Here is a 19,076-nt window from a genome sequence, read left to right on the forward strand (position 1 = left end):
CCGTCTCAGTCCTTCGGGGCGCAGGCACAGCGCGCGGCGGCGTTGTCGGCCCGGCCCGCACGGGTGTGGTAGTACATCGCCACGATCATGGGGATGGTGACCAGCGTGTTGTAGAAGAGGTGCAGTTCCACGCGCGGCGCGATGAGCTGGATGATGCTCGTCGGGGCGGCCTTGCCCATCAGGTACGTGCCGGCGAGCGCCTGGACCAGGAGCAGCAGGTGTTCGAAGTGGTGCCACACCTGGATGCCGAGCGACGTCTTCCACCAGGTGCCCGAGCGGCCGGTGAAGCCCGAGCGCAGGAGGAAGAGGCCCACCATCATCACCAGCGCGTAGCCGTAGTGCATCCACTCCGAGGTGACCAGCCAGGGGAACGGCACCCCGAGGACGCCGCGCGCCTCCGGTATCGGCCAGCCCATGACGTAGATCTGGATCGCCTGGACGAGGTGCTCCGCCCAGTGTGCGACCACGATGAACATGAAGATACGAAGGCCGAGTTGGTGGTGTCTGCTGTTGAGCGAATCGATCCGGCCCCGCACCCCGTGCGGCGGCGCTGCGGTACTCGTTGCCATGCTGAACCTCCATGATCCGGGACCGGTGGCTCATCACAGCACAGCAGTCGCGCACATGTACGGGCTTCTTCCTGCTTGCCGAATCCGGCCGCGCGGGCACTCGATCGAGTCCTTTCACGCAACTCACGCGCTACGGTTCGGACATGCTGCCACGGACATATGAAGGACAGGATTGCTCGCTGGCCCGTGCCCTCGAAGTGATCGGGGAGCGCTGGACCCTGCTGATCGTCCGTTCGGCCCTCCTGGAGGTCAAACGGTTCGACGGGTTCCTCGGCCATCTCCCGATCGCCCGCAACGTACTGACCAACCGGCTCGCCCGCCTCGTCGATCTCGGCATCATGGAACGGGTGCCGTACCAGGACAAGCCGGTGCGCCACGAGTATCCGCTCACCCCCATGGGGCGGGACCTGACCGTGGCCGTGGTCGCCCTGATGCAGTGGGGCGACCGGAACCTTCCCACCGAGCTGGGCCCGCCGCGACGCGCCGAGCACATCGGCTGCGACGGCGATGTACAGGTGCGGATGGGGTGCGTCTCGTGCGGCCGCGACATCCACGACGAAGAGGTCGCGGTGCGCCGCACGCGCTGAGTTGACACGCCCTTCCGGGGGCCCCAAACCCCTTTCAGCGCACCGGTGTTGCGCATTTGCGAAGATGCCCTGATCTTTGCCGCCGCCCGACCATGAGGCCCGTCGCCACCCCCCTGGTGGCCGGTCGAGGAGGCACCGCGTGGCAACGGCAATGGGCTCTCTGCGCAGACTGATCATGGCTCCGTCCCTGCGTGACGTGAGCTTCGCCGGCCGCGGTTTTCCGGTCGTCGAAACCGCCGCCACCAGACAGCTGGAAAGCATCCCGCAGGCGGTGGTGACCGGCTTCGAGTGGGGCATCGAGTCGAAGGACCTGTGGGAGATCGAGCGGCGGCTGTCCCTGGTCGACCTGGAGGTGCAGGGCTTCGCCTACGAGGGCGCGACCATGGCCTCGGTCATCCGGGACTCGATGCCCGGCCGCGGCGGGCGCACCCGGGAACTCCTCCAGGGCGCCGGACGACGGCACATCTTCCTCAACTACATCGGCATCGGCTTCGCCATGGCGAAGCTGCCAAGACCGCTGTGGAAGAAGGTCATGCCCGACGAGCTCGACGGCGAGGAGTTCTACCCGCCGATGAGCTGGCTCGCCGTCGACGGCTACGGCTTCGACCGCGCCTATTTCGACCCCGCCCGCTGGGTCGACGGGCAGCGCCTGGACACCCCGTACGCCTGGGACGGGCACCCGGACTACTTCCAGCGGGCGGTGGACCAGGGCATCGGGCGCGCCCTGTGGTTCATCCACGGCGCGCAGGTCGAGCATGTCTCTTCCGCCGTGCGCAGGTTCGCCTCCGAACGCCGGCCGGATCTGTGGGCGGGCGTCGGACTGGCCGCCACCTTCGCGGGCTGCTCCACGGCCGACGACCTGGCCGCGCTGCGCACCGAGGCCGGCGAGCTGCGCGGCCATGTGGCGCAGGGCTCCGTCTTCGCGGCGAAGGCCCGTCACTTCTCCGCCACCGTCCCCGAGCACACCCGGACCGCGCTGCACGCGCTGGCCGGGATCACCGTCGAGGCGGCGGCCGCGCTCGCGGACGACGCCGCGCCCGCGCCGAGCGCGGACGGCGAGGTCCCCACGTACGAACTCTGGCGTCGCGCGGTGCGTGAACAACTGCTCGTGAATGCCCGTTGAGCATTCTTGGAGTAGACGCCCGGGTGCACCGATTGAATATGTTCGATTAAGTGTACGGGAAATTCAGGTAAAGGAATCGAGGGGCGGTCTTTTAGGTGTCCATCTTGCGTGCGCTGAGGCGCCGAGTCCTCACACCCAATGTCCGGGAAACGCAGCTGGAAACACGCGGATTCCACGTCAAGAACGCGGAGGCCAAACAGCAGCTGGAATCTGTCGGGGCGAGTTTCCTCCAGGGATACGCCTACGCGGTCGAGGCGCGTTCCGCGGACCAGGCCGTCGAATGGCTGGAGACCGTTCCCCGGGCCTTCCGCGGGTTCGCCTACGAGGGCGCCGGTATGGGCGCCGTCATGCTCGACTCGCTGACGGGCAGCGACAAGCGGCTGACCGGAATCCTGGAGGGCGAGGGCCGGCACCACAACTACATGATCTACGTCGGTATCGGCTGGGCGATGGCCAGGCTGCCGAAGTTCCTGTGGCCCGACGTGACCGGCATCGACCCGGTGCTGCGCTGGCTGATCCTGGACGGATACGGCTTCCACCAGGCGTACTTCAAGACCGACTCCTACGTCCGCGACCCCGGCCAGGACCACCCCTTCAGCTGGAAGGGCGGCCCGGACGCCTACAGCGCCCGCGTCATCGACCAGGGCATCGGCCGCGCCCTGTGGTTCGTCGGCGGCACCGACCCCGACGTCGTCGCCGGGCTCATCGGCGCCTACCCCGCCCACCGCCACGGCGACATGTACGCCGGTGCCGGGCTCGCCTGCACCTACGCGGGCAGCGCCGACGCGGACGAACTGCTGCGCTTCGCCGAGCACGCGGGCGTGCACCGGTCGAACCTGGCGCAGGGCTCCGCGTTCGCCTGCGAGGCGCGCGAGCGGGCGGGCACGACGATCGCCCATACGCATGTGGCGGCCCGCGTCCTGTGTGGCGGCCGGACCCCCGAGGAAGCCGCGCGGGTGTGCACCGACTCGGTGCCCGCGGGCTGCGACGGCGGCGACATCCCGGCCTTCGAGACCTGGCGGCGGCATATCGCCGCTGCGATCACTTCCGTTCCGCACGCGCAGAAAGGCGCCGTCGCATGACACACCCAATTTCCTGGCTGCGAAAGCAGGCGCCCGGAGTCGTGGCACTGGCTCTCATGGTCAGCACGTTTTATGCGGTGAAGCCGCATGAGTCGAGTGCTGCGGAGAAAGCGGAACTGGCCCAGAATTTCGCCTTCGAGCCGATGGCGATAGCCATGCCGGGCGGATTCAAGCAGCAGACCGTCCGCAAGGTGAACAAGGCGTACAAGCACATCGAGGCGTGGATCTCCTCGGTCGGCGCGGGTGTCGCGATGAACGACATCGACGGCGACGGCCTGCCCAACGACCTCTGCATCACCGACCCGCAGATCGACCAGGCCGTGGTCACGCCCGCGCCGGTGCCCGGCCGCAAGAGCCCGACGTACGCCCCGTTCGTACTCGACCCGTCGCCGCTGCCCAAGAGCGACATCACGGCCCCGATCGGCTGTGTCCCCGGCGACTACAACGAGGACGGCGCCACCGACCTCCTCGTCTACTACTGGGGCCGCACCCCCGTCATCTTCCAGGCGAAGAAGGACGCCGTCGAGGCCGGGGCACCGCTGACCGCCGAGCGCTTCGAGCCCGTCGAGCTGGTGCCCGGCAGCGGCGACAGCGTCTACACCGGCCCGCTGTGGAACTCCAACGCCGCGGCCGTCGCCGACTTCGACGGCGACGGACACAACGACATCTACATCGGCAACTACTTCCCCGACAGCCCCGTCCTGGACGACACCAAGGACGGCGGCGTGACGATGAACGACTCGCTGTCGCACGCCCAGAACGGCGGCGGCGGTCACTTCTTCCGCTGGACCGCGTCCGGCTACCAGGAGATCAAGAACGTCCTGCCCGACTCCATCGACAAGGGCTGGACGCTCGCCGTCTCCGCCACCGACCTCGACGGCGACCAGCGCCCCGAGATCTACCTCGCGCACGACTTCGGGACCTCGGCGCTCCTCTACAACAAGTCGACGCCCGGGAAGTTCAAGTTCAGCCAGGTCAAGGCCAAGCACACCGCGACCACCCCGAAGTCCAAGGAGATCGGCCGCAGCTCCTTCAAGGGCATGGGCGTCGACTTCGGCGACCTGGACAACGACGGCGTGTACGACGCGTTCGTCTCCAACATCACCACGTCCTTCGGTATCCAGGAGTCGAACTTCGCCTTCATCGGCACGGCCAAGGACAAGGCCGACCTGCGGGCCAAGTTCCGCGACGGCGTCGCCCCGTACAAGGACGAGAGCGCCCCGCTCAACCTCGCCTGGTCCGGCTGGGGCTGGGACGTGAAGATGGGCGACTTCGACAACAACGGCATCCAGGAGATCACCCAGGCCGTCGGCTTCGTCAAGGGCAAGCGCAACCGGTGGGCCCAGCTCCAGGAGCTCGCCACCGCCAACGACGGGCTGGTCAAGCACCCCTACTTCTGGCCCAACGTGGAAGAGGGCGACGACCTCGCCGGTGACCAGCACATCCGCTTCTACGTCAAGAACAAGGACGGCGACGCCTACAGCGACCTGTCCAAGCAGCTCGGCCTGGCCGTGCCCGTGCCCACCCGCGGCATCGCCACCGGTGACGCCGACGGCGACGGCCGCCTCGACCTGGTCGTGGCCCGCCAGTGGGAGGACCCGGTCTTCTACTGCAACATGAGTCAGAACGCCGGGGACTTCCTGGGCCTCAACCTCACCGACGAGGCCGGCTCGCCCGTGATCGGCGCACAGGTCACCGTCACCCTCTCCGACGGCAGCACCCGGATCGGCCGCGTCGACGGCGGCAGCGGCCACTCCGGCAAGCGCAGCCAGGACGTGCACATCGGCCTCGGCAAGGAGGCCGACGGACCGGTGCAGACCCACCTGACCTGGCGCGACCGCACCGGACAGGTGCGCAACAAGGAACTCCAGTTGAGCCCCGGCTGGCACTCCCTCCAGCTCGGCACCGATGCCAAGGAGAAGTGACCGTGCCTGCCGAACAGACCACCGGTGCCGCCCCACGGCACAACGTCAAAGTCATCACCGCGCTCCGCCGGTTCGCGATCTCCATCTCCGTCCTCAACATCGCCGGGTACACCTTCCTCGGCTTCGAGCAGCCCTGGCTGTGGCCCTTCATCGCGGTCATCACCGCCTACACGGTGGAGATCGGCCTGGAGGCGCTCAGCGCCCGCGGCGAGAAGCGCGCCCCCCGCTACGCGGGCGGCGGCTTCAAGGGGATGGTGGAGTTCCTCTTCCCCGCGCACATCACCGGACTCGCGGTGAACATGCTCACGTACGTCAACGACCGCGTCTGGGTCATGATGTTCGGCGTCATCGTCGCCGTCGGCACCAAGTGGGTGCTCCGCGCCCCGCTCAAGGGCCGCATGCGGCACTACATGAACCCGTCGAACTTCGGCATCGCGATGATCCTGCTGCTCTTCCCGTGGGCCAGCATCGCCCCGCCGTACCACTTCACCGAGTACCTGTACGGTCCCGCCGACTGGGTCCTCCCGGCGATCATCCTGATCCTGGGCACCATGCTGAACGCGAAGCTGACGGGCCGTATGTGGCTGATCAGCGCCTGGCTGGTCGGCTTCGCCCTCCAGGCCGTCATCCGCGGCCTCGTCATGGGGACCTCCATCCCCTCGGCGCTCGGCATGATGACCGGGGTGGCCTTCATCCTCTTCACGAACTACATGGTCACCGACCCCGGCACCTCGCCCTCCAAGCGCTCCTCCCAGATCGCCTTCGGCGGCGGCGTCGCAGCGATGTACGGCGTGCTGACCGGGCTCGGCATCGCGTACGGCATCTTCTTCGCCACCGCCCTGGTCTGCCTGATCCGCGGCGCCTACCTGTGGGGCCTGCACTTCCTGGCCAAGCAGCGCGCGGCCGAGGCCGAGCGGGCACAGCAGGCCGAGAAGGCCCCGGCGAAACCGGCCGAGCAGCTCGCCGCCGTACCGGCTCACGTACCGGCGCACGCCCCCGTACCCGTCGTCGCGGCGGTCCCCTCCGGTGACCCGTGCCAGGACGGCACCTGCTTCCACGGCAAGTGCGCGGCAGCACGGGCGGAGAACGACAAAAAGGTGGCGATGCCCGTATGAGCAGGATCGCGATAGTCGGGGTGGCGTGCAGCTACCCCGATGCCACCACCCCACGCGAACTGTGGGAGAACGCGGTCGCCGGACGGCGCGCCTTTCGCAAGCTGCCCGACGTACGCATGCGCCTGGACGACTACTACGACCCGGACCCCACGGTCCCGGACAAGTTCTACGCCCGGAACGCCGCGGTCCTCGAAGGGTACGAGTTCGACCGGATCGCCCACCGCATCGCGGGCAGCACCTACCGCTCCACCGACCTGACGCACTGGCTCGCGCTGGACACCGCCACCCGGGCGCTGGCCGACGCGGGGTTCCCGGTCGGGGAAGGACTGCCCAAGGAGCGCACCGGCGTCATCGTCGGCAACACCCTCACCGGTGAGTTCTCCCGCGCCAACGTGATGCGGCTGCGCTGGCCGTACGTACGCCGGGTGCTCGCCGACGCCCTCAAGGGACAGGACTGGGGCGACGACCGTCTCGGCGAATTCCTCGAAGGGGTGGAGGACGCCTACAAGAAGCCGTTCCCCGCCATCGACGAGGACACCCTCGCGGGCGGCCTGTCGAACACCATCGCCGGACGGATCTGCAACCACTTCGACCTCAACGGCGGCGGCTACACCGTCGACGGCGCGTGCTCCTCCTCGCTCCTGTCGGTCACCACCGCCTCCACCTCGCTGCTGAACGGCGACCTCGACGTCGCCGTCGCCGGTGGCGTCGACCTGTCCATCGACCCCTTCGAGATCATCGGCTTCGCCAAGACCGGAGCACTCGCCAAGAAGGAGATGCGGCTGTACGACCGCGGCTCCAACGGCTTCTGGCCGGGCGAGGGCTGCGGAATGATCGTCCTGATGCGTGAGGAGGACGCACTCGCCGCGGGACACCGCGTCTACGCGTCCATCGCGGGCTGGGGCATCTCCTCCGACGGCCAGGGCGGCATCACCCGCCCCGAGGTCAGCGGTTACCAGCTCGCCATGGCCCGCGCCTACGAGCGGGCCGGTTTCGGCATCGACACCGTCCCGCTCTTCGAGGGCCACGGCACCGGCACCGCCGTCGGCGACGCGACCGAACTCACGGCGATCATGGGAGCCCGTGCCCAGGCCGACCCCAACGCCCCCACCGCCGTCATCAGTTCCATCAAGGGCATGATCGGCCACACCAAGGCCGCCGCCGGAATCGCCGGACTGATCAAGGCCGCCATGGCCCTGGACGCCGCGATGCTGCCGCCCGCCATCGGCTGCGTCGACCCGCACGAGCTGCTCACCGGCGAGTCGGCCAACCTGCGGGTCCTGCGCAAGGCGGAGGCCTGGCCCAAGAACGCACCGCTGCGCGCCGGGATCACCGCCATGGGATTCGGCGGGATCAACACCCATGTCGTCCTCGACAAGACGCTCCCCGCCAAGCGGCCGGCCGTCAGCCGCCGCGCCACCACCCTGGCCAACTCCCTCCAGGACGCCGAACTGCTGCTCCTGGACGCCGAATCACCGCAGGCGCTCAAGGAACGCCTCACCCGGGTCGCGGACTTCGCCGCCCAGGTCTCCTACGCCCAGCTCGCCGACCTGGCCGCCACCCTCCAGCGCGAACTGCGCGAGCTGCCCCACCGGGCGGCCGTCGTCGTCACCTCGCCGGAGGACGCCGAACTGCGGCTGCGCCGGCTGGCCGACGCGACGGACACGGACGCGGACGGGGGCATCACGCTCTCCGCGGACGGCCGCACCTTCCTCGGCCGGGCCACCGAGGAAGCCCGCATCGGCTTCCTCTTCCCCGGCCAGGGCTCGGGCACCTCGACCGGCGGCGGCGCACTCGCCCGCCGCTTCACCGAGGCCGCCGAGGTCTACACCCGGGCCAAGCTGCCCACCACCGGCGACATGGTCGCCACCGACGTGGCCCAGCCCCGCATCGTCACCGGCTCCACCGCCGCACTGCGCGTCCTGGACGCGCTCGGCATCGAGGCCGGCATCGCCGTCGGCCACAGCCTCGGCGAACTCTCCGCCCTGCACTGGGCGGGCGCCCTGGACTCCGCCACCCTGTTGGAGGCGGCCCGGGTCCGCGGCTCGGCCATGGCCGAGCACAGCGCCTCGGGCACCATGGCCTCCCTGGCCACCACCCCCGAGCAGGCCGGGGTGCTCATCGAAGCGCTCCCCGTCGTCATCTCCGGGTACAACGGCCCCCAGCAGACCGTCGTCGCCGGACCCGTCGACGCCATCGCCGCCGTCGCCGAGCGGGCCGGACGGGCCGGTGTCACCTGCACCCGCCTGCCGGTCTCGCACGCCTTCCACTCGCCCCTCGTCGCCCCGGCCGCCGACTCCTTCGGCGACTGGCTCGACGGAGCGCGCCTGGACGAGGTGGAACGCCGGGTCGTCTCCACCGTCACCGGCGAGGAACTGGAGAGCGACGCCGACCTCGCCAAGCTGCTGCGGCAGCAGATCACCGACCCGGTGCTGTTCACCCAGGCGGTACGGTCGGCCGCCGCCGACGTCGACCTGTTCATCGAGGTCGGCCCCGGCCGGGTGCTCGCCGGCATGGCGGCGGCCACCTCCGACGTACCGGCCGTCGCCCTGAACACCGACGACGAGTCCCTGCGCGGACTGCTCCAGGTCGTCGGAGCCGCCTATGTGCTGGGCGCCCCGCTCATCCACGAGCGGCTCTTCAACGACCGGCTGACCCGGCCGCTGGAGATCGGCGCCGAGTTCAGCTTCCTCACCAACCCCTGCGAGCAGGCACCCGATGTCGCCCTGCCCGCCGCCCGCGCCCCCCGTACGGAGAACGTCGGCGGCGGTACCACCGCACCGGCGGGCAGCTCGGCGGGGGAGTCGGCACTGGACGTCCTGCGCGCCCTGGTCGCCGAACGGGCGGAGCTGCCGCCCGAGCTGGTCGACGAGAACAGCAGCCTCCTGGACGACCTGCACATGAGCTCGATCACGGTCGGCCAGATCGTCAACCAGGCCGCCGTCCAGCTCGGCCTCACCGCCGCCCACGTACCGACCAACTTCGCCACCGCGACGGTGGCCGAACTGGCCGAGGCGCTCACCACGCTGGCCGAGACCGGCGGCGACGGCGCGGGCACCGCGGCCGTCGTGGCGGGCTCCGCCGCCTGGGCCCGCCCCTTCGCCGTCGACTTCGACGAGATCGCGCTGCCCGCCGCCGTACCGGGCGGGGAGAGCGGGTCCTGGGAGCTGTTCACCGCCCAGGACCACCCCTTCGCCCAGGACGTGCGACGCGCCCTGGAGAACGCAGAGGTGGGCTCCGGGGTCCTGGTCTGCCTGCCGCCCGCCTGTTCACGGGAGCAGATCGAACACGCGCTGAACGGGGCCAAGGCCGCCCTCGCGGGCGACCGCGAACGCCGCTTCGTCCTGGTGCAGCACGGCCGGGGCGCGGCCGGACTGGCCAAGACCCTGCATCTGGAGGCACCCCACCTGCGGACCACCGTCGTCCACACCCCGGTGGTCGCCGGTGCCGCGGAACGGGTGGCCGCCGAGGTCGCCGCGACCGGCCGCTTCAGCGAGGTCCACCTCGCCGCCGACGGCAGCCGCCGCGTCCCGGTACTGCGCGCCCTGCCCGTCCGCGCCGAGCGCAGCGACCAGATCCTCGACGACGCCGACGTCCTGCTCGTCACCGGCGGCGGCAAGGGCATCACCGCCGAGTGCGCGCTCGCCGTGGCCCGGCGGACCGGTGCCAAGCTGGCCGTCCTCGGCCGGTCCGACCCCGCCCGGGACGAGGACCTCGCCGCGAACCTGCGGCGCATGGCGGACAGCGGGGCGACGGTGCGCTACGCCGCCGCCGACGTCACCGACCCGGCACGCGTCGCCGCGGCCGTCGCCGAGCTCACCGACGCGCTCGGCCCCGTCACCGCCGTACTGCACGGGGCGGGCCGCAACGAACCCGCCGCGCTCACCGGCCTCGGCATGGACACCGTCCACAGCACGTTCGCCCCCAAGGTCGACGGGCTGCGCATCGTCCTGGACGCCGTCGGCGAGGAGAACCTGAAGCTCCTCGTCACCTTCGGCAGCATCATCGGCCGGGCCGGACTGCGCGGCGAGGCGCACTACGCCACCGCCAACGAATGGCTGGCCGACCTCACCGAGCAGGTCGCCCGCGACAACCCGGACTGCCGTGCCCTGTGCATGGAATGGTCCGTGTGGTCCGGCATCGGCATGGGCGAGAAGCTCTCCGTCGTCGAGTCCCTGTCCCGCGAGGGCATCGTCCCGGTCTCGCCCGACCAGGGCGTCGAGATCCTGCTGCGGCTGATCTCGGACCCGGACGCCCCCGTGGTGACGGTGATCAGCGGACGTACGGAAGGCATCGAGACCGTACGCCGGGACCTGCCGCCGCTGCCGCTGCTGCGGTTCACCGGCGCCCCGCTCGTGCGCTACCACGGGGTCGAGCTGGTCACCGAGGTCGAACTGAACGCCGGTACCGACCTCTACCTCGCCGATCACCTGCTCGACGGCAACCTGCTGCTGCCCGCCGTGTTCGGCATGGAGGCCATGGTCCAGGTCGCGTCCGCGGTCACCGGCCGCACCGACGTACCGGTCATCGAGGGGGCGCAGTTCCTGCGGCCCATCGTGGTGCCGCCCGCCGGGACCACCCGGATCCGGATCGCGGCCACCGTCACCGACACCGACACGGTGGACGTGGCCATCCACGCGGAGGACACCGGCTTCGTCGCCGAACACTTCCGCGCCAGGCTCGACTACTCCGGTACGCCCATCCCGGACGGGCCCCCGGCCCAGGTGGGCCCGGACGTCCCGGCCGCCCCGCTGGACCCGGCGGCCGACCTGTACGGCGGCGTCCTCTTCCAGGGCGAGCGCTTCCAGCGGCTGCGCCGCTTCCACCGGGCCGCCGCCCGGCACGTCGACGCCGATGTGGCGATCGAGGCGCCGTCCGGCTGGTTCGCCGGCTTCCTGCCGGGCACGCTCCTGCTGGCCGACCCCGGCATGCGGGACGCGCTGATGCACGGCAACCAGGTGTGCGTCCCCGACGCGACCCTGCTGCCGTCCGGCATCGAGCGGCTCTACCCGATGGCCGCCGGCAGCGATCTGCCGGAGGAGGTGCGCTACTGCGCCACCGAGCGCTACCGGGACGGCGACACCTATGTGTACGACATCGCGGTACGCACCCCCGACGGCACCGTCGTCGAACGGTGGGAGGGGCTCACCCTGCACGCCGTCCGCAAGACGGACGGTTCCGGACCGTGGGTCGCCCCGCTGCTCGGCTCCTACCTGGAGCGGACCCTGGAGGAGGTGCTCGGCACCCACATCGACGTCGCCGTCGAACCGGACCTGCCCGGCACCGGGGATTCCACGGCCGAGCGCCGCGCGGCCACCGCGCGGGCCGTTCAGCGGGCCCTGGGCGAGAGCGCCGAGGTGCGCTACCGTCCCGACGGCCGCCCCGAACTCGACGGCGGGAGCCACCTCTCGGCGGCCCACGGCCTGGGAGTGACCCTCGGGGTCGTCGCCGCGTCGACCGTGGCCTGCGACGTCGAAGCGGTCAACATCCGCAGCGCCGCCGACTGGGAGGGACTGCTCGGCGAACACGGCGAGCTGGCCGCCCTGGTGGCCAGGGAGACGGGGGAGACCCCCGACACCGCGGCGACCCGCGTGTGGGGTGCCGTCGAGTGCCTGCGCAAGGCCGGACTGCTCGGCGGGGTGCCCCTGACCCTGGTCCCGCAGACCCGCGACAACTGGGTCGTCCTCACCGCGGGCGGACTGCGCATCGCCACCTTCGTCACGGCGCTGCGCAACGCGCTGGAACCGGCGGTGTTCGCCTTCCTCACGGACGGCCGGGACACCGCGCGGGCTCCGGGGGCGGAAGGGTGAGCGCCATGACGGCGACGACGGACCCGGGCAACCACTTCGCGTACCGGCACACGGTGGCCTTCGCCGAGACCGATCTCTGCGGCACCGCCGACTATGTGACGTACATGAACTGGCAGGGACGCTGCCGCCGGGAGTTCCTCCGCGAGGCGCACGGCCTCGCGGAGGAAGGAGCCGACGGCACGCGGCTGTTCACCCTCCAGGTGGACTGCGAACTGCTGGAAGTGGTGAAGGCGCTCGATCAGCTGTCCATCCGGATGCGGGTGGCGGACATCGGCCACACCGAGTTCGACCTCGTCTTCGAGTACGTCAAGGAGGACGGCGAGGTGCTGGTGGCCCGTGGCCGCCAGCGCGTCGCCGTCATGAGCGGTCCACCCACCGCCCCTGTTCCCGCACTGATCCCCGACGTGCTGGCGCGAGCGCTGGCCCTCTACGCGGCCGGTTCGCGGCCGTCGGCTGGGAGGCAGATATGAGCCTGATGGCTGCTCCGCCCGCGGAGCTCGTCAACCTGCTGGACACCAAACAACTACGAGGAACGTTCGGGGCGTTCCCCACCGGGGTCACCGTGGTGACCGTCGGCGGGGAGGCCTCACGGGGCATGACGGCCAACTCCTTCACCTCCGTCTCCCTCGCACCACCGCTGGTGCTGTTCTGCGTCAACAAGGACGCGGTGATGCACCGCAGCCTCGACCAGTCGTCCACCTTCTCCGTGTCGGTGCTCGGCGCCGGCCAGGAAGCGGTGGCCCGGCACTTCGCCAACCGGTCGCGCCCCGCCGGGGCGGGCCAGTTCGACACCGTCGACTGGCTGCCGGGGCGGGTCGGCGACGCCCCTCTGATCGACGGGGCGGTGGCCCACCTGGAGTGCGAGAAGTGGCGGGTGTACGACGGGGGCGACCACACGATCTTCCTGGGCAAGGTCCTCACGGCGGCGCGCTGGCCCGTCCGGGAGGCCCTGCTCTTCTCCGAGGGGCGCTTCCGCCGGTTCCTCCCCGAACAACGCGAAGGCAGGGCGGCATGAGCCTCGATCCGCCCGGACCGCCGGTCCGGGCCCTGCCGGGGCTCCTGAGGAAGCTCGCCGTGGACCGCCTGGGAATGATGCGGGACGCGGCCGATCTGGGCGACGCCGTCCGGGTCTCCATGGGCCCCAAGAAGCTCTACATCTTCAACCGGCCCGACTACGCCAAGCACGTCCTGGCCGACAACAGCGCCAACTACCACAAGGGCATCGGTCTGGTGCAGGCCCGCCGGGTACTGGGCGACGGCCTGCTCACCAGCGACGGCGAGGTCTGGCGCAACCAGCGCCGGGCGGTGCAGCCCGCGTTCAAACCGGGCCGCATCAACCAGCAGGCCGACGCCGTCGCCGAGGAGGCGTCCAAGCTCGTCGCCCTGCTGCGCACCCACGAGGGCAGCGGCCCGGTCGACGTCCTGCAGGAGGTCACCGGACTCACCCTCGGGGTGCTCGGCCGCACTCTGCTCGACTCCGACCTCACCGCGCACGACACCGTCGCGCACGCCTTCGAGGAGGTCCAGGACCAGGCCATGCTGGAGATGGTCACCCAGGGCATGGTGCCCTGGTGGCTCCCGCTGCCCGCACAGGCGCGTTTCCGCCGGTCCCGCCGGGAGCTGTACCGGGTTGTCGACCTGCTGGTGGCCGACCGCGGCGCGCGGATGGCCGACGGCGAGCCGGCCGACGACGCCCTGTCCCGGATCATCGTCGCGGCCCGCAAACAGGAGCGCGACCCCGCCAAGGTCCGCGAGCGGCTGCGGGAGGAACTGGTCACGCTGCTGCTCGCCGGGCACGAGACCACGGCCAGCACCCTCGGCTGGACGCTCCATCTGGTGGAGCGTCACCCCGAGGTGCGCGCCGCGGTGCGCGCGGAGGCCCGCGCCGTCCTGGGGGACCGGGTCCCCGATGTGGACGACCTGCACCGGCTGACGTACACGACCATGGTGGTGCAGGAGGCCATGCGGCTGTACCCGCCGGTGTGGGTGCTGCCGAGGGTCGCCCAGCAGGCCGACGAGGTCGGTGGCTTCCGGGTGTCGGCCAAGGCGGACGTGCTGATCTGCCCGTACATCATGCACCGCAATCCGAGCCTGTGGGAGGAGCCGGAGCGGTTCGACCCCGAGCGGTTCGACCCGCAGCGGGTCGCCAGCCGGCCCCGGTACGCGTACATCCCGTTCGGCGCCGGACCGCGGTTCTGTGTCGGCAGCAACCTCGGGATGATGGAGGCGGTGTTCGTCACGGCACTGGTCACCCGGGATCTCGAACTGCGCACCGTCCCCGGCCACCGGGCGGTGGCCGAGCCCATGCTCTCGCTGCGGATGCGCGGCGGGCTGCCGATGACGGTGCACCCGGTGGGCTGACGGCACGCGGCCACAGGGGAAAGGGCCGGACGCGGAGTGATCCGCGTCCGGCCCTTTCCCCTGTGTCAGTGCGTCGCCACCCGCTGCGGTACGGCGCCGTTCTCGGCGAACCGGGCCACCAGGAGCGGCGGGTCGAGCTCGTCCGGGCGGCGCAGCACCATGTCGGCCGGGCGCAGCAGCGCGCCGGGGTGCACCGAGACCGGGCCGTGCTGCCCGACGGACAGGATGTCGGCGCCGTCGGAGCCGAAGGAGCGGTGCTCATGGCCGTAGGGCACGGAGTGGACCAGGACGTACCAGGTGCCGCCGGGCAGGCCCCGCAGTTCGAAGGAACCGGGTCCGTCGAGCATCGTCCAGCGCACCGGCTGGCCCTGACGGACCCGGCTGGGGAAGAGCCCGACGAAGATGTTGCCCGGCTCCTGGCCGGGGGCGAGGACGATGCGGCCGCGCAGCGTCAGGCTGTGGGCGACGGAAGGGGTACGGACCGTGGTGGCGGGGAAGTTCGGCATGACACCGCCGAAATCCCGAAAAGCGCTCGGTGAGAGCCCCACACACGCCTTGAACCGTGAACTGAACGTGCCGACGCTGCTGTATCCGACCTGGCTGCTGATGTCGGCGACGCTGAAATCCGTATGGGTCAGAAGTCGCTTCGCTTCCTGAATCCGCAGTGCGGAGAGAAAACGTCCGGGAGACGTGCCGGTGACTTCACGGAAGATCCGCGTGAAGTGGAACTTGCTGAACATCGCCGTGCGCGCCATGTCGTCGATCGTCAGATCCTGGCCGAGGTTGACGTGCATGTAACCGATGACTCGGCGGACAGCGTGCTCGATGGTATTGGTGGTCACCGTATCTCCCTGTCGAGGCGTGGCGTCAACGTCGAGTTGGCTGAGTCGTACGGATTTCCGGGATGCCCGCCGATCCGGTGTGCCGGCGCCTGACCAGGTCCTCGGCGAAGCGGCGCCAGGCGTCGGAGCAGTGCTGGGCCAGCTCGGCCATGGAGTCGACGCAGTGCGGAGGTACGGCGTCCGCGCGCTTGCGCCACGCCTCGTCGACGATGAAGCGGGTGTGCAGCCAGCGCACGAACTCGCGGCCCGAGTCGGTATGGCGCAGGGACGGGTCGTTGGCGAGCTTGCGCAGCGTGTCCATCGGGGCGCGGGACCTGGGGGAGAACGGTGCCCGGGGGGCCCGTACGGCTGCCTGCGCGGCCGGGTCCGCGGCCACGGCGGGTTCGGGTGCCGGGACAAGGGCGTCGGGGGCCCGCGCGGGCTCCTGGTCCGGGTCCTGACGCGCGGCGGGCACGGTGCCCTGCCGGCTCTGGGGGACCGGGTCCTCGCCGCGCAGCAGCCGGCGGCGGACGTCGTGCGCGGTCCCCAGCGAGAGGCCGGTGCGCTCGACGACGGCCCGCAGGGGCAGGGCGGGGTCCCGGGTCAGCAGTGCCGCGGCGTGGATGCGTTCGGCGGTCCGGTCGAGCGGATGGGCCCGGCCGTCGGCTCCCGTACGTATGTTCAGCAGCGGAGAACCCGCAGCTGAACAGACCCGTACACCGGCGACGGTCTTGGCGTCGAGGCCCACGTGCGTGGCCACCGCGCGGTCCGAGAGGCTCGGGTGCGAGGCCAGGATGCGCTGGGCGGCGGTCTTGCGGTCGGCCACCGACAGCGGCAGCCCGTTCGAGATGTTCGCGGACACGGACTGGAGGAAGACCTGGTCCTCGGCGCCCTCGAAGAACTTCACCTCGACCGCTTCCAGGCCCTTGAGGGTGGCGGCGCCGATGCGGTGCATACCGTCGACCACCCGCATGGTGGGCCGGTGCACGAGGACCGGGGGCAGGGACGTGTAGACGGCCGCCAGCCTGCGCACATGGGACGGGTCGATGCCATTGAGGCGCGGTGAGTCCGCGGGAATGAGTGCATCGATCCGTACGAGGTGCGTGGGATGTTCCGGTACACGCAGATCAGCGTCTGCACTTTTCACGTTTCCCCCAAGCATGAGACCGGGCCCACTTCCGCATCCCGTTTTCGACGCAGAAGGAAATGTCACGTGCGGGTGGTGAATGCATCCAGGTTCTGAGCCTAGTGAGCAGTCCGCCGATGGGCCTGATTCAGCTGCGGTGACGGGGCAACTCAGGGGAGTCGGGTTCAACCTCACGACTACTTTGGCGAGTTGCTTGAACCAGGAGACCGGTTCTAGCTTTCTGTCACGCCGCAAGGCGCCCCACTCCGCACCATCCGAAAGGGGAGAGCATTGCGAAACGAAAATGAGCGAGTGGCGCCGGACGGCGAACTCCGGACGATGACACTGGAGGCCTATGCCGACACGATCATTCCTGGACAGAAGCGCTCGCCCGAGGACCGCGCCATCGCCGGTGTCTCCACCGGCGGCGGCGCAGTCCAGGCCGGGGCTCTGGAGCTCCTCGAATGGGATGCCACCGGCATCCACGACGGCCTGGACGACCTGGCCCGCCTGGTCAACGAGCACGCCGAGGTCTACGCCGGGGAGCAGGGCCTGACCCTCGACCCGTCCGTACCGCCCTTCGTGGCGCTGGAATACCCCGACCGCGTCGCCCTGATCCTCCGGCTGACGAAGCCCGGTCACCCGGAGAAGGACTTCTGGGTGATGCTCTCCCTCTTCTGCAACATGTCCTTCGACTCGGCCGCGCACCTGCACACCGCACAGGCACTGGCGGACGGTCACCCCGGGCTCGCGGCCATGGGCCTCTCGCATCCCGACGCGGACGGCCTGTGGCGCTTCAAGGACTTCGGCTACGGCCGGGAACTCGCCCGACTCCACCCCGACACCACGTCTTCCGGGAGCCCAGCATGAGCAGCACGGCCGAGCGTACGGACGTCCTCGTCATCGGCAGCGGTTTCGGCGGCGCGATCGCCGCCTACCACCTGGCCGCGGGCGGCGCCAAGGTCACGGTCCTGGAACGCGGACCGTGGCTGGAGAGCAACGACTTCGAACACGACTACAAGCTCGGCTCGTCCTACACCCGGGCCTTCGACTTCGTGGTCGGCAACGGGATGAGCATCCTCGGCGGCAACTGCGTCGGCGGCGGCAGCGTCGTCTACTTCGCCGCGATGCCCCGTGCCCCGCGCTTCGTCTTCGACCGGCAGGGCTCCATCGGCCGCCGGATGTGGCCGGGCGCGGTCAGCCGCGACACCCTCGACCCCTGGTACGACCGGGTCGAGGAGTCCCTGTCGATCGCCAAGCAGGACTGGAAGGACGTCAGCTACGCCGGTGGCCTGTGGGCCGCCGCCTGTAACCACTCCGGCCGCACCGCCAACCCGCTCGCCGTCGCCATCGACAACACCAAGTGCGTCAACTGCAACTGGATGATGGCCGGCTGCCGCTTCGAGGCCAAGCAGTCCCTGCTGGTCAACTACCTGCCCGCCGCCATCGCCCACGGCGCGGAGATCCGCCCCCTGCACGAGGTGCAGCACATATCGCGCACCTCCGACGGCGACTACCAGGTCCACTACAACGTCATCCACGACGAGGACTACCGCCTCCAGGCCGGCAGCGGCGTGATCGAGGCGAAGATCGTGGTCATGGCCGCCGGAGCCGGTGCCACCCCGGTCATCCTCCAGCGCAGCGAACCGCACCTCGGCACCATGCCGCGGGCCGTCGGCCGCTACTTCTCCGGAAACGGGGAACGGCTCAACACCGCCATCATCGACGAGGAGAAGGCGGCCGAGCTGTTCGGACTGGACCGCGGTGACGGACTGGCGTACGCCGCCAACCAGATCGGCAAGGGCCCCACCGTGGCCAGCTGGGACAAGCTGGACGGCTCGCTGCCCGAATACTCCCGCTACTCCCTGGAACAGCTCTACTTCCCGCCGGGCCTCGGCACGATCCTCGCCCAGGTCCCCGACGCCACCGGCGCGAGCTGGTTCGGCAAGGAGAAGAAGGAGATCCTCAAGAAGTGGACGTCCTGGCTCACGATCTTCTCGATGATCGAGGACGACAACGAAGGAGTCTTCGGCCCGCCGCCCGCCACCGGTAACGCCCACCGCATCTCGCAGCAGATGCTCGGCCGGGGCAACCTGACGTACGAGCCGACGAAGAACACCCTGGGCGCCTGGGACGCCTCGGACGCCGAGGTCAAGGAGATCCTGGAGAAGGACGGCCTGGCCAAGGTGATGCCCTGGACCAACGACCTGGTCGGTGCCTACACCGTCCACCCGCTCTCCTCCTGCCGGATGGGCGACGACCCGCACACCTCCGCGCTCGACGACCGCAATGAACTCCGCGACCACCCCGGGATCTTCGTCACCGACGGCTCCGCCGTGCCCGGTGCGCTGACCGTCAACCCGGCGATGACCATCGCCGCGCTCGCCGAGCGCGCCATCCCCGGCATCGTGCAGGCCGCCCAGGCCAAGGGAATCGCCGTCACCTACGGCGCCCCCGCCCCCGACGGCTCCCGCAGCGGCCGTAAGAAGGTCCTGCCGCTGCTGCCCACGCTGACCCGCGCCTGAGCACCCGCGCACCGGCCCACCCGCGCACCCGG

At 70.4% G+C, this 19,076-nt stretch carries 14 protein-coding genes; 11 read left to right on the top strand and 3 right to left on the bottom strand.

Annotated elements, in window-relative coordinates; all coding sequences use genetic code 11:
• Positions 1–5 precede the first annotated feature (5 nt).
• Positions 6–569, bottom strand: a complete 564-nt coding sequence (locus tag OG413_RS42030) for a hypothetical protein (protein ID WP_266815064.1) — start codon at positions 567–569, stop codon at positions 6–8.
• 143 nt (positions 570–712) lie between these two features.
• On the opposite strand from OG413_RS42030, the gene OG413_RS42035 reads away from it, so the two are divergent.
• From OG413_RS42035 to OG413_RS42075, 9 genes are all read left to right on the top strand, one after another.
• Positions 713–1,156 carry a helix-turn-helix domain-containing protein gene (locus tag OG413_RS42035; protein ID WP_266815066.1) on the top strand — a complete coding sequence of 148 codons (444 nt, stop codon included), beginning with the start codon at positions 713–715 and terminating at the stop codon, positions 1,154–1,156.
• Positions 1,157–1,295: 139 nt separating this feature from the next.
• Complete coding sequence (locus OG413_RS42040; RefSeq protein ID WP_266815068.1) at positions 1,296–2,279, top strand: DUF1702 family protein; 984 nt, start codon at positions 1,296–1,298, stop codon at positions 2,277–2,279.
• Positions 2,280–2,374: 95 nt separating this feature from the next.
• On the top strand, positions 2,375–3,361 hold the full coding sequence (locus OG413_RS42045; protein WP_266815070.1) for a DUF1702 family protein: 987 nt from the start codon (positions 2,375–2,377) through the stop codon (positions 3,359–3,361).
• Entirely contained in the window at positions 3,358–5,286 is a 1,929-nt protein-coding gene (locus OG413_RS42050; protein WP_266815072.1) for a CRTAC1 family protein, read from the top strand. The genes OG413_RS42045 and OG413_RS42050 overlap by 4 nt, the downstream gene beginning before the upstream one ends.
• A complete protein-coding gene (locus OG413_RS42055) occupies positions 5,283–6,401 on the top strand; it encodes an enediyne biosynthesis protein (RefSeq protein WP_266815074.1) in 1,119 nt (372 codons plus the stop codon). Before OG413_RS42050 ends, OG413_RS42055 begins: the two co-directional genes overlap by 4 nt.
• Entirely contained in the window at positions 6,398–12,211 is a 5,814-nt protein-coding gene (locus OG413_RS42060) for a type I polyketide synthase (protein ID WP_266815076.1), read from the top strand. The genes OG413_RS42055 and OG413_RS42060 overlap by 4 nt, the downstream gene beginning before the upstream one ends.
• A gap of 5 nt (positions 12,212–12,216) precedes the next feature.
• On the top strand, positions 12,217–12,681 hold the full coding sequence (locus OG413_RS42065) for an acyl-CoA thioesterase (RefSeq protein ID WP_266815078.1): 465 nt from the start codon (positions 12,217–12,219) through the stop codon (positions 12,679–12,681).
• Positions 12,678–13,226 (top strand): flavin reductase family protein, encoded by a 549-nt coding sequence (locus OG413_RS42070; RefSeq protein ID WP_266815080.1) that lies wholly within the window; start codon positions 12,678–12,680, stop codon positions 13,224–13,226. The genes OG413_RS42065 and OG413_RS42070 overlap by 4 nt, the downstream gene beginning before the upstream one ends.
• Positions 13,223–14,572: a cytochrome P450 gene (locus OG413_RS42075; protein WP_266815082.1), complete on the top strand. Its 1,350-nt coding sequence runs from the start codon at positions 13,223–13,225 to the stop codon at positions 14,570–14,572. Before OG413_RS42070 ends, OG413_RS42075 begins: the two co-directional genes overlap by 4 nt.
• Before the next feature lie 65 nt (positions 14,573–14,637).
• Here OG413_RS42075 and OG413_RS42080 read toward each other — a convergent pair whose 3' ends face one another.
• Together OG413_RS42080 and OG413_RS42085 are read right to left on the bottom strand one after the other, a co-directional pair.
• Positions 14,638–15,414 (bottom strand): helix-turn-helix domain-containing protein, encoded by a 777-nt coding sequence (locus OG413_RS42080; RefSeq protein ID WP_266815084.1) that lies wholly within the window; start codon positions 15,412–15,414, stop codon positions 14,638–14,640.
• A 25-nt stretch (positions 15,415–15,439) separates the two neighbouring features.
• On the bottom strand, positions 15,440–16,540 hold the full coding sequence (locus tag OG413_RS42085; protein WP_266815086.1) for a transcriptional regulator: 1,101 nt from the start codon (positions 16,538–16,540) through the stop codon (positions 15,440–15,442).
• A 318-nt stretch (positions 16,541–16,858) separates the two neighbouring features.
• On the opposite strand from OG413_RS42085, the gene OG413_RS42090 reads away from it, so the two are divergent.
• Together OG413_RS42090 and OG413_RS42095 are read left to right on the top strand one after the other, a co-directional pair.
• Entirely contained in the window at positions 16,859–17,389 is a 531-nt protein-coding gene (locus OG413_RS42090; protein ID WP_266815508.1) for a DUF5987 family protein, read from the top strand.
• On the top strand, positions 17,386–19,044 hold the full coding sequence (locus OG413_RS42095) for an FAD-dependent oxidoreductase (protein WP_266815088.1): 1,659 nt from the start codon (positions 17,386–17,388) through the stop codon (positions 19,042–19,044). The genes OG413_RS42090 and OG413_RS42095 overlap by 4 nt, the downstream gene beginning before the upstream one ends.
• Positions 19,045–19,076 lie beyond the last annotated feature (32 nt).

This window comes from Streptomyces sp. NBC_01433, from assembly GCF_026340105.1.
Classification (GTDB): Bacteria; Actinomycetota; Actinomycetes; order Streptomycetales; family Streptomycetaceae; genus Streptomyces.